Here is an 11,587-nt window from a genome sequence, read left to right as displayed (position 1 = left end):
CGCACCATGCCTGCCGGCAGGCCACGATCTCCAACCCGCTCAACTTCGTACTTCAACCCTCCTTCTAATAGCCGATGCGGATTCAGGATGCGTGCGCTGGGAAGTACATCTCTTGTCTCACCTTGCACACCAGTCCGCCGTCGTGGTTGAACATCGTCCCACTCGCCAGCGCCAGCGAACCCGCGCTACTCGGTGACGAGCGGTCGTAGAGAAGCCAATTCGACAACGCCGACGGAGCGTGGAACCACACCGAATGATCACGTTGGGCTGACGCCGCGGCACCTCCGCGCGCCGCGTACGCCGGCTCGGTCAGCGTCACCGCCGACAGGTACGCCACGAGGCTGGCCGCCAGCGCCGGATCATCGGGCACTTGCCCGTCGGGTCGCCACCACATCCGCGCCCGTGCGGGTGGAACGAGGTCGGTGTCGACGATTCGGCGCTCAAACCAGCGCAGGCTCGCCCACCGCCCTTGGGCCCTCTCATCGGACTCCGCCAGGTGCGGCGGTACCCACGGCAGGGACTCCGGGCTGGAAACTTCGGGCATGGGCGGTTGGTAGACGACCTGCGCGGGTGCGGACTCGGCGACTTTGAACGAGGACATCGCTTCCATCAGAATCTTGCCGCCTTGGCGTGCAGTGACCCGGCGCGCCGAAAAGGTCCGGCCTTCCTGGAGGTCGACAACTTCGAAGTCCACCGACCGACGCGAATCGCCTGGGCGCAGGAAATACGTGTGGACGCTGTGCGGCACACGACCTGGTGCGGTGTGGCTTGCCGCCAACAAAGCCTGGGCCGAGATATGCCCGCCGAGAATGTGATTGGCGGGCGCAGGCAGCTGCTGCCCAACAAACAGGCCGCGGCCGACCCTATCGAGCTCCAACGTGGCCAGCACGTCGTCCAGCGAAGATGACATCACGACTTATCTTGCCGGATCGCTTCCTCACGCACTCAGGCGCCGGTAGTGGTCAAGCCGCCGCAGGGCCTGTGCCGACGCCCGCCCTGGGGCAGGGTGCAGCGCGCTTTCGACTCGCGCACGGACAGCATCGACGTCGAGATCCATTCCGATCGCTACCAGACGATTGGCCGTGGCCCCTCGCGGCACAGGCCCGATGTGGATTGCGCTACCCACCAGATTGACGACATAGCCATGAACGGTCGCGCGGTGGCGCACTGCCACGATCCCTTTCAGCCTGAACACCTGCGGCGGCGGATCTTCGAGAAGGTCGAATAGGGCATCGGGGTCGACGCATCCAGAGCTGCCGACGGTGACGGCGTCGGCATGGACGTGGTCATGGTCATGCTCGGGCGCCAGATCCAGGAACGAGAGCTGCTCAACCCGGCTGGACGTGGCGGACGCGTCGAAGAGTAGCTCTGGGGCTATCTTGCCACCCGTCGTCGCCACGACGTGTATGCGCGGGTTACGTTGCGCGGCACGCTGTGTGACGCGTTGCACCATCGCCGCCCGGTCGCCCTCGGGCACCTGGTCGAGCTTGTTGACGACGATCAGCGACGCCGCACCGTAGCGCACCGGCGGCAGGCCGCCGCAGTCGACGGTATCGAAGTGGTTCACGGCGTCGACGACGTCGACAATCCCGCCCGGGCGAACCCCGCGGATCTCGCTGAAGCCGATGAGCCGCGCGACAGCCACCGGGTCGGCTAGACCGCTGGTCTCGACGACGATGGCATCGAGACGCCGAGCCGGGGCGGCGAGCTTGATGAGTGCGTCGTCGAGCCCACCGCCGTCGGGTAGGCAACAGATACATCCTCCGGCGATCGACGCGGGCTCATCGACCTGGCCGGCCACCAAGTCGGCGTCGATATTGATGTCGCCGAAGTCGTTAACCACGACACCGATTCGCGTGCCGGGATGGCGTAACAGGTGGTTGAGCAACGTCGTCTTGCCGGCTCCGAGATGACCGGTGAGCGCGATGACGGGTATCGCAGCCACGCCCCACCCTCCACATCGACGTCCGGACCTCCGATGCTAACCGGCGCAGCATGCACAATCCGATGCCCGGGCTTTTGCACCATATAGCTCCGACCCACCCGTAACGGATGCCGTCCGGCGTTGCGGCCCATGCGCACGCGGGCGGTCCGCATGCACGCGCCCCGTGAGATATCCGCCGACCCGCCCTGGCACCTTATCGTCCCGCATATACAGATAATTATCAGCAATCAATCCGCATCTACGGACTTCTCGGCCGTAAACTCAGGTTCGCGGCTCACCCCTCAGCCCTGTGCCGGCATCGATCATGCTTCGCCGGTGTGAGTGATTCCCGGCAGGAAGGAACCGGTGGTGGTTTCCCTCGACGGCGAGACGCCGGGGCGGCGCCGCCCGGCGTGGACGGACCTGCGATGACGGCGCCGATCTGGATGGCCTTGCCGCCCGAGGTTCATTCGATGTTGCTGTCCAGCGGGCCTGGGCCCGGGCCGCTGTTGGCCGCGGCGAGTGCCTGGCAGTCGTTGAGCGCCGAGTATTCCGCGGTCGCCGGTGAACTCACCGCCCTCCTCGGCCAGGTCCAGGCCGGCGCGTGGGAAGGGCCAAGCTCCACGCAATATGTCGCCGCCCACACCCCCTACCTGGCGTGGCTACTGCAGTCCAGCGCAGCCAGCACCGCTACGGCCGCCCGACACGAGGTGGCAGCGACCGCATACACGACGGCGTTGGTCGCGATGCCGTCGCTCGGTGAATTGGCCGCCAACCACGCCGCCCACGCGGTACTGGTGGCGACGAACTTCTTTGGTGTCAACGCGATCCCGATAGCGCTGAATGAGGCCGATTACTCACGAATGTGGATCCAGGCCGCCACGACGATGAGCACGTATCAAGCCGTCTCGACTGCGGCGGTCGCGGCGACGCCACAAACCACGCCCGCGCCCCAGATCATGACAACCGACATGGGCACCGGAAACATGGGCTCTGGCTCAGGAATGACGGGTGGCTCGGGGATGAGCGGCGGCAACCCCTACATCATGGGCACCTCACTCCCCCAAAATCTCCAGGAGTGGCTGGAAGCGCTATTTCCCTTCAATCCTTTTTCGCCGCAGGGCTGGTCAATGCACCCGAGCTTGTCGATGTTTCTTTCGCGCGTAGAGACCCTGATTCCCATGTACGCGCACAATCCGGCGCAGCTGTTCGAGACGATCGTCATGCTCGCTTTGCAATTCGTCATTCACCGAACACTCATGCTGATCAATCTTCTGTTGTTCAACCCGGCGGGCCTTCTAGGCTTCTTCCTGAGCAACCCGATCTACACCGTTGGATTGTTCACCCCGCTCGTGGCTATCCCCGCCGGCGCGGCAGGCGGCCTGGCGGGACTGGCGGGGCTGGCTGGGGCGCCCGTCCCCGCCGCGGGGCCGATGCCCTTGCCCGCGCCCGCAATCCCCGTCTCCCAAGCACCTTCGATCCCCTCGGTTACCACGGCGCCGGCCCTCAATCCCGCTGCACTGCATGCGTCATCTCCAGTGCCGGTGCCTGCTACCGCCAGCGCGGCCGGCGGCCCGCCCGGCCCGCCGCCCACGGTCGTGGGACCCGAAACCGCCATGGCCGCACAAAATTTCGTGTCGCCATACCTGGTCGGTGTGCTCGGCGCCGAGTCGGGATCCCAGATTGCGGGTAGGGCCCGAAAGGTAACCGCGGCTGACGCCTCCGCCGCGGACAGCGCGCAGACCGCAACCGCGCAGCAGCGGCACTCCGGGCGGCCTCGACGGCCGGCGGCCGACCGGACCGACCGGGGTTACCGTTACGAATTCCTCGACTTACAGCCAGATTTCAACGCATCCGACGACGCTCGTGCGACTTCCGCGACGCTCTCCGACCGGGGCGCGGGACCGCTAGGGTCCCCCGCCGCCTACGCGGCTGATTCCGCCACGCGGGTCGCCGGATTGACCACGGTCTCGGACGACAAATTCGGCGGCGGACCGATCAGCCCGATGCTGCCCAGTGGTTGGCTGGCCGATCAGGACTGAGACGACGCCCGCACTCGGCCAGCCTCAGTCCCCGGGCGCCGACCAGTGCACCACCTTCATGGCGGTCATCTCGTCGAGTAACTCGGGCCCGAAGCCGAAACCGGCGCCGCTGGCGCGGCGGGGTTCGGAGGCTCCGCCCGGGGCGCCGCCGAAGACGTCGTTGATCTTGACGGTGCCGACGGGAAGGCTGCGCCACGCCTCCTGGGCATGCGCCATGCTGCCGGTCAGCACGGTGGCGGCCAGGCCGTATCGGTCGTCGGCGGCTTCGGCCAACGCGGCGACGAAGTCCGGCACCACCCGCACCGGCGCGATGGGACCGAATGTTTCCTCGCGCATGATGAGCATGTCGGGCGTGCAATCGGTCAACACCGTCGGCGGGTAGAACGAACCCGGCCCGGGTCGCGGTTCGCCGCCGACCAGGACGTGGGCCCCGGCGCGGGTGGCGTCCTCGACGTGTGCGTGCACCTGCTCGCGGTGGCGCTCGTCGACCAGCGGTCCGATGCGGTCGGCCCACGCGATCGCCTCGTCGATCAGAGCGTTGAGGAACGCATCAGCGATCGACCGCACAACATAGACGCGCTCCACCGAGACGCAGATCTGGCCGGCGTTCGCGAACGCGCCGAGCGCCGCCTGTCCGGCCGCCCAGGCCGGATCGACATCGGCATCGACGATCAATGGATCGTTTCCGCCGTTCTCCAGTAGGGCCTTGGCGCCTCGTTCGGCGCAGGCCCGCGCGATCTGGCGGCCGGTCGCGCTGCTGCCCACGTGCGCGACGACATCGACCAGCTCCGCGGCCGCCAACCGTTCCCCGACGGTGCCGTCACCGTCCACGATCTCGAGGACGCCGTCGGGCAACCGGGCGGCCAGCAATTCGGCGAACCGCCGCCCGGTCTGCGGGCAGCGCTCGCTGGGCTTGTGCACCACGGTGTTCCCGGTGACCAGGGCCGCGCCGAGCAGCCCGGCCGCCACCGCCACGGGATCGTTCCATGGCGTGATCACCGCAACCACGCCGCGCGGCTGGGGAACCATCAAGTCGGTCGCGGACCAGCCGCCCTGCAGGGCGCCGCCGCGGTGTAACGGACCGAGTTGGGCGTACTGCAGGAGCGTGTCGATGCCCGCCTCCACGCCACCGCGCGCGTCGCCGCCCAGCTTGCCGGTCTCCCGCTCGTTCAATTCGGCGAGTTCGTCGGCCGCGGCCCGGACGTCGGCGCCCGCGGCCGCGACGGCGGCGGCACGTTCGGCCGGCGAGGCGCGGGCCCACTCGTTGGCGGCGGCCGCCGCGCGCCTGACCGCTTCGTCACAGTCGGCCGGCTCGGTGATCGGCACCTGGGTGACGGTGTCACCGGTGCGGGGATCCAGGACGCTGATGATTTTGGTAAGGGTCGAAGCCACGACAGCGGATACCCTGCCGTCGGCGCGACCAATCAGCTGCCGCCAAGAATCGCTGGTCAGCGCGGTGAAGACGCCTCGGGACACGACGGCGATCCGGTATGGTCGGCGTGTCCGCCGGCGGAAGGGATTGAGGGCTTCGATGGTAAAACGGCTCCGCCACAACGCCTTTACCTCATCGCAGGCGGTGGACCCGGGTCTGCGCAAGATCGCCCGGTTTCTTCCGCGGGGGTATGCGCTACAGCGTGGGTTCAAGGTCCAGCGGGCGATCAAGAACATGTTGGACACCCAGGCACGGTTGCGTGACGTGCCGGAAGCGGCGGTCAACGAGCACGTGTCGGTTCGTTTGCATCGTCCGGTCGGTCTCCCCAGCCGCGCGCCGGCCATGTTGTGGGTCCACGGCGGCGGAACCATCATGGGTCACGCCACCCAGGACGACAAGTTCCTGCGCAAGCTGTCGAACCGCACCGGTGTCGCCATCGCTGCGGTGGATCATCGCCTGGCCCCCGAGCATCCGTACCCGATCCCGGTCGAGGACTGCTACGCGGCGCTGCTCTGGCTCGCACGCCAACCGTGGGTCGATCCGGATCGGCTCGCCGTGGGTGGGGCCAGTGCGGGCGGGCTATTCGCGGCCGCGCTGGCCCACTGGGCTCACGACCGCGGTGAGGTCAAGCTCGCCTTCCAGATGCTGGTGTATCCCATGCTCGACGATCGGACCGGCGCCGAACGCAGCGGTCAGGGGCGCATCATGTGGACCGAGACCGACAACCAATTGGCGTGGAGCTGGTATCTCGGCGGCGCCGACGCCAACGATGCCGCCCCGGCGCGGCGGGCCGATTTGTCGGGGTTGCCGCCGGCGTGGATCGGGGTCGGAACGTTGGACCTCTTCTACGAGGAGTGCCTGCAATACGCGCGCCGCTTGCGGGAGGCGGGCGTCGCAGTGCACGAGGAGATCGCCCCCGGCGCCTTTCACGCCTTCGACCAGATAGCGAACAAGGCGCCGGTGTCGGTCAAATTTTTCGCCAGCCAGTGCGATCACCTTCGGGACGCACTCGCCGCGTCTCGGGCATAGCCCGCGCGCCGCAATGGCCGAACCAGCTAGTCCACGAACATGTTTCGCGTCGGCATAGCGCGGGTGACGTGATGTCCCGCCCAGGCTGGGGCGGCGACCGCCATCACTTTTGACTGCAAAGTGTGCAGAATGTGCAACGATGGACGCCGTGGTCGTCAATCAGATGGGTCTACGCGAGCGCCGTCGCCGCCAAACGAGCGCGGACATCCGCGACGCCGCGATGCGCCTCACGGTGGAACGGGGCTACGACAAGGTCACCATCGACGAGATCTGCACCGAAGCCGGCATCTCGACGCGCACCTTCTTCAATTACTTCCCCAACAAAGAGTCGGCGATCGCCTACGGCCCGTCGGACATACCCCCCGAACTGGTAGCGGAGTTCGTCGCCGCCGGTCCCGCGCCGTACTCGGTCGTCCTGGCGGAGCTGATCACGCTGGCCGCCCACCATCTTCGCGACGTGCCCCCGCGCCGCGAACACGCAGCCCACATGCTCGAACTCGCCAAAACCTCGCCGGCGGTGTTAGCCGCGTTCCTCGCCGATCTGGAACGGTTTCAGACTCACTTGACCGACATAGTCGCCCGCCGCCAGGGCATGCGACCCGACGACGAGATTGTCGCGTTGATCGCGGCGCTGGCGCTGACCGCCGTGCGCTCCGGCATCGAGCGGTGGTCGAGGGGCGAGGGAGACGCCGACGACACGCCGATGCCCCACGTCGAGCGCGCCGCCGCGCTGGTCAACAGCATCTTCACGAAGTGACCTGAAACACCGATCGCAATCGTTGCATGGTGTGCAACAAATGCACAATATGTACTATGCTCTCTTTGCGGTAGTCGAGAACGCTTTCGCGCCACAAGGGACGGGCCACCCTGGGGGCGACAATCGGTGTTCTCGGGAGACCGCGAGCTTCGACCATCGAACCTGTACGGAACCGATGCGACCGCCGAAACCGTTGCGGCGCAGCGCAAGCCGTCGTGCACGACTGACCGCATCGCGATCGGGTAATGAGGAAGGGAATTCCCTAGGTGCAGCTCTCGAAGGTTGTGCGCAAGGCATGGTTGCCCATGCTGATCGTCGCGGTCCTGGTGGTCGGCGGCTTCGCGGTGGCCCGGGTCAAGTCGTTCTTTGGCGCCCACGACACGGGCATCATGACGAGCCCTCGGCTGGACGATTCCAAGCCGTTCAAGCCGAAGGTCGTCAAGTACGAGGTCTTCGGCACGGCCAGCACGGCCAACGTGAACTATCTGGACTTGTCCGCCGACCCGAAGCGGGTCGACGGCGCGCCCTTGCCGTGGACGCTGGTGCTCAGCACGACCGCCCCATCGGTGTTTCCGAACCTCTCGGCCCAAAGCGACGGCAATTCTTTGGGTTGTCGCATCACCATCGATGACGAAGTCAAGGCCGAGAATCAAACCAACGGCGTGCACGCCCTGACCTTCTGCTTGGTGAAATCCGCATGAGCGCACCCATCGATGACGCCCGCACCGACAGCATTGCCGTCGCCGACGAACCGGTGCGGGAAAAGATTCCGCGGTTCATCCGAACCTTCGCGGTGCCCATCATCCTGGGCTGGATCGCGCTGATCGCGGTGCTCAACGTCGTCGTCCCCCAGTTGGACGAGGTCGGGAAGATGCGCTCGGTGGAGATGACTCCCGACGAAGCGCAGTCGGTCGTCGCGACCAAGCGCATGGGCGCGATCTTCAACGAGTACAAGTCCAACAGCTCGGTCATGATCGTGCTCGAGGGGCAAAATCCCCTCGGCGCCGACGCCCACGCCTACTACGACCAGATGGTTAAGAAGCTCGACGCGGACACCAAACACGTCGAGCACGTTCAGGACATGTGGAGCGATCCGCTGACGGGGGCGGGCGCTCAGAGCAACGACGGCAAGGCCGCCTACGTCCAGGTGTATCTGGCCGGTAACCAGGGTGAAGCCCTGGCCAACGAATCGGTTGAGTCGGTGCAGAGCATCGTCAAGAGCGTGCCCCCGCCCCACGGGGTGAAGGCGTACGTCACGGGGCCCGCGGCGCTGTCGGCGGATCAGCACACGGCCGGCGACCGTAGCCTGCAGCTCATCACGGCGGCCACATTCACGGTGATCATCGGGATGCTGCTGTTGGTCTACCGGTCGGTCGTCATCGTGTTGCTCACGTTGGTGATGGTGGTCCTCGAACTCTCGGCCGCGCGGGGAATGGTCGCGTTCTTGGGCTACTACAACATCATTGGGCTCTCGACGTTCGCCACGAATCTGTTGGTCACGCTGGCCATCGCGGCCGCCACCGACTACGCGATCTTCTTGATCGGCCGATATCAGGAAGCCCGCTCGGTCGGGGAGTCGCGCGAAGACGCGTATTACACGATGTACAAGGGCACCGCCCACGTGGTGCTCGGGTCGGGTCTGACCATTGCCGGCGCGACCTTCTGCCTGCATTTCACTAACCTGCCCTACTTCCAGACGCTGGGCATCCCACTGGCGATCGGCATGGTGGTCGTCGTGGCGGCGGCCCTTACGCTTGGACCCGCGGTCATTTCGGTGGCGACCCGCTTCGGTAGGACGCTCGAACCCCGGCGGACACAACGCATTCGCGGGTGGCGCAAGATCGGCGCACTGGTGGTCCGCTGGCCCGGACCGATCCTGGTCCTGACGATCGGGATCGCCCTCGTCGGCTTGCTGGCCCTGCCCGGCTACCGGACCAACTACAACGACCGCAACTACCTGCCCGCTGACCTGCCCGCCAACGAGGGTTACGCGGCCGCTGATCGGCACTTCTCCCAGGCGCGGATGAATCCCGAAGTGCTGATGATCGAAAGCGACCACGATCTGCGCAACTCCGCGGACTTCCTGGTGATCGACAAGATCGCCAAGACGGTCTTCCGCGTGCCCGGAATCGGCCGCGTGCAGGCCATTACCCGGCCGCAGGGCACACCGATCGAGCACACCTCGATCCCGTTCCAGATCAGCATGCAGGGCGTCACCCAGCAGATGAACCAGAAGTACCAGGAAGATCAGATGGCCGAAATGCTGCACCAGGCCGACATGATGCAGACGACCATCGACAGCATGGAGAAGATGTCGAGCATCACCGCGCAGATGGCCAACGACATGCATCAGATGGTCAAGAAGATGCACGACATGACCATCGACATCAACGAATTACGCCAGCACATGGCCGATTTCGAGGACTTCTTCCGGCCCATTCGCAGCTACCTGTACTGGGAGCGGCACTGCTACGACATCCCGGTGTGCTGGTCGCTCCGCTCGGTCTTCGACGGCCTGGACGGCATCGACATCATGACCGATGACATCGAGAGCCTGCTGCCGATCATGGATCACCTCGACACGCTGATGCCCCAGATGGTGGCGCTGATGCCGTCGATGATCGAAAACATGAAGGCCATGAAAACCACAATGCTGACCATGTATTCGACCCAGAAGGGTCTACAGGATCAGCAGAACGAGGCGCAGAAGAACTCCAACGCCATGGGTAAGGCGTTCGACGCGTCCAAGAACGACGACTCGTTCTACCTGCCGCCCGAGACCTTCAACAACGCCGAGTTCAAGAAGGGCATGAAGAACTTCATCTCCCCCGACGGCCATGCCGTGCGCTTCATCATCAGCCATGACGGCGATCCGATGTCGCAGGAGGGCATCTCGCACATCAGTGCCATCAAGAAGGCCGCCTACGAAGCGCTCAAGGGCACGCCGCTGGAGGGCTCAAAGATTTATCTGGCGGGCACCGCGTCGATCTACAAAGACCTCAGTGACGGCAACACCTATGACTTGCTGATTGCCGGGATCTCTTCGCTGTGCTTGATTTTCATCATTATGTTGCTCATCACGCGGGGCGTGGTGGCGTCGGCCGTCATCGTGGGCACCGTCTTGCTCTCGCTGGGGGCGTCGTTCGGTCTGTCGGTGTTGATCTGGCAGCACCTGATCGGCATCGAGTTGCACTGGATGGTGCTCGCGATGTCGGTCATCATCCTGCTTGCCGTGGGCGCTGACTACAACCTGCTGCTGGTGGCCCGGTTCAAGGAGGAGATCTACGCCGGCCTCAATACCGGGATCATCCGGTCGATGGGCGGCACCGGTTCGGTGGTCACCTCGGCGGGACTGGTGTTCGCCTTCACGATGATGACGATGGCGGTCAGTGAGCTGACGGTCATCGGTCAGGTCGGCACCACCATCGGATTGGGTCTGCTGTTCGACACCCTGATCGTCCGGTCGCTGATGACGCCGTCGATCGCCGCGTTGCTGGGCAAGTGGTTCTGGTGGCCGCAGCGGGTGCGGCAGCGGCCGGTTCCCTCGCCGTGGCCCAAGCCGAGCCAAACGAAGGACTCCGAGGAGACCGAATCCCTCACTCCCGCTAGGTAACCCACTCCGGTTGCCCGGCCGTGTCGACGGCGGAGAAGTCCTTGTGACCCAGGCCGGCGGTGGTGCCGCCGTCGACCACGAATTCCGAGCCGGTCGAATAGCTCGACTCGTCGCTGGCCAGGTAGACCACGAGGTTGGAGACCTCCTTGGGCTGGGCGATCCGGCCCAACGCGGTCTGGAAGATGTCCTCGGGGACCCACTCGGTCATCGGCGTCTTGATGAGTCCGGGATGGATCGAGTTCACCCGGATCCCACTGGGCCCCAACTCCAGTGCCGCCGATTTGGTCAAGCCCCGGACGGCGAATTTCGTTGCGGTGTAACCGTGGCAGGCGATCGTGCCGGCGATCCCCTCGATGGAGGAGATGTTGATGATCGACCCCCGCCCGGCTTCCTTCATCGGCTTCACCACGGCGCGGATGCCCAGGAACACGCCCGTCAGGTTGATGTCGAGGATGCGCTGCCACTCCGAGAGGGCGTAGTCCTCGAACGTACCGATGTTGATGATGCCCGCGTTGTTGACGAGAACGTCGAGATGGCCGAACTCGCTCAGGGCGGTGGCCACCGCCGCGTCCCAGTCCTCGGGTTTCGTCACGTCGAGGTGGAGATAGCGGCCGGCATCCCCGACTTCGGCCGCGACCGCCTTGCCCTCGTCGTCGAGAATGTCACCGAACACCACCTTGGCCCCCTCGGCTACCAGCGTTCGCACGTGCGAGGCCCCCATCCCCCGCGCGCCACCGCTGATCAGCGCGACCTTCCCGGCCAACCGTTCTGCCACTGTGATTCTCCTGTC

9 protein-coding genes are annotated in these 11,587 nt (G+C 65.6%); 5 read left to right on the top strand and 4 right to left on the bottom strand.

What is annotated here, in order from left to right; genetic code table 11:
- Positions 1 to 82 precede the first annotated feature (82 nt).
- Both A5695_RS03300 and A5695_RS03295 read right to left on the bottom strand, forming a co-directional pair.
- On the bottom strand, positions 83 to 910 hold the full coding sequence (locus A5695_RS03300) for an acyl-CoA thioesterase II (RefSeq protein WP_068078067.1): 828 nt from the start codon (positions 908 to 910) through the stop codon (positions 83 to 85).
- 27 nt (positions 911 to 937) lie between these two features.
- Positions 938 to 1,945 carry a GTP-binding protein gene (locus A5695_RS03295; protein ID WP_068078065.1) on the bottom strand — a complete coding sequence of 336 codons (1,008 nt, stop codon included), beginning with the start codon at positions 1,943 to 1,945 and terminating at the stop codon, positions 938 to 940.
- A gap of 407 nt (positions 1,946 to 2,352) precedes the next feature.
- Here A5695_RS03295 and A5695_RS03290 point away from each other — a divergent pair, with 407 nt between their 5' ends.
- Positions 2,353 to 3,966, top strand: a complete 1,614-nt coding sequence (locus A5695_RS03290) for a PPE family protein (RefSeq protein WP_068078164.1) — start codon at positions 2,353 to 2,355, stop codon at positions 3,964 to 3,966.
- 24 nt (positions 3,967 to 3,990) lie between these two features.
- Here the strand turns inward: A5695_RS03290 and A5695_RS03285 are convergent, their stop codons facing one another.
- Positions 3,991 to 5,358 carry an aldehyde dehydrogenase gene (locus tag A5695_RS03285; protein WP_369830150.1) on the bottom strand — a complete coding sequence of 456 codons (1,368 nt, stop codon included), beginning with the start codon at positions 5,356 to 5,358 and terminating at the stop codon, positions 3,991 to 3,993.
- Positions 5,359 to 5,497: 139 nt separating this feature from the next.
- Here A5695_RS03285 and A5695_RS03280 point away from each other — a divergent pair, with 139 nt between their 5' ends.
- The 4 genes from A5695_RS03280 to A5695_RS03265 all read left to right on the top strand — a co-directional run bounded on the left by A5695_RS03280 (position 5,498) and on the right by A5695_RS03265 (position 10,797).
- Positions 5,498 to 6,427: an alpha/beta hydrolase gene (locus A5695_RS03280; protein WP_068078062.1), complete on the top strand. Its 930-nt coding sequence runs from the start codon at positions 5,498 to 5,500 to the stop codon at positions 6,425 to 6,427.
- 139 nt (positions 6,428 to 6,566) lie between these two features.
- A complete protein-coding gene (locus A5695_RS03275; protein ID WP_068078058.1) occupies positions 6,567 to 7,184 on the top strand; it encodes a TetR/AcrR family transcriptional regulator in 618 nt (205 codons plus the stop codon).
- A gap of 266 nt (positions 7,185 to 7,450) precedes the next feature.
- Complete coding sequence (locus A5695_RS03270) at positions 7,451 to 7,885, top strand: MmpS family transport accessory protein (RefSeq protein WP_197515342.1); 435 nt, start codon at positions 7,451 to 7,453, stop codon at positions 7,883 to 7,885.
- Complete coding sequence (locus tag A5695_RS03265; RefSeq protein WP_068078055.1) at positions 7,882 to 10,797, top strand: RND family transporter; 2,916 nt, start codon at positions 7,882 to 7,884, stop codon at positions 10,795 to 10,797. The genes A5695_RS03270 and A5695_RS03265 overlap by 4 nt, the downstream gene beginning before the upstream one ends.
- On the opposite strand, the gene A5695_RS03260 is transcribed toward A5695_RS03265, so the two are convergent.
- The gene (locus A5695_RS03260; protein ID WP_068078052.1) at positions 10,790 to 11,572 is read right to left on the bottom strand and encodes an SDR family oxidoreductase; all 783 of its coding nucleotides are present in this window, start codon (positions 11,570 to 11,572) and stop codon (positions 10,790 to 10,792) included. The two genes, A5695_RS03265 and A5695_RS03260, sit on opposite strands and share 8 nt — an antisense overlap.
- Between the last annotated feature and the right edge of the window lie 15 nt (positions 11,573 to 11,587).

This window comes from Mycobacterium sp. E1747, assembly GCF_001667775.1.
Taxonomy (GTDB): domain Bacteria; phylum Actinomycetota; class Actinomycetes; order Mycobacteriales; family Mycobacteriaceae; genus Mycobacterium.
The sequence above is the reverse complement of the archived record's forward strand: the minus strand, read 5'-3'. Positions and strand labels throughout refer to the sequence as shown.

Bases quoted from the DNA above. Each gene is read 5' to 3' on its own strand.
- A5695_RS03300 (WP_068078067.1), bottom strand. From the start codon at position 910: ATGTCATCTTCGCTGGACGACGTGCTGGCCACGTTGGAGCTCGATAGG.
- A5695_RS03290 (WP_068078164.1), top strand. From the start codon at position 2,353: ATGACGGCGCCGATCTGGATGGCCTTGCCGCCCGAGGTTCATTCGATG.
- A5695_RS03280 (WP_068078062.1), top strand. From the start codon at position 5,498: ATGGTAAAACGGCTCCGCCACAACGCCTTTACCTCATCGCAGGCGGTG.
- A5695_RS03275 (WP_068078058.1), top strand. From the start codon at position 6,567: ATGGACGCCGTGGTCGTCAATCAGATGGGTCTACGCGAGCGCCGTCGC.
- A5695_RS03265 (WP_068078055.1), top strand. From the start codon at position 7,882: ATGAGCGCACCCATCGATGACGCCCGCACCGACAGCATTGCCGTCGCC.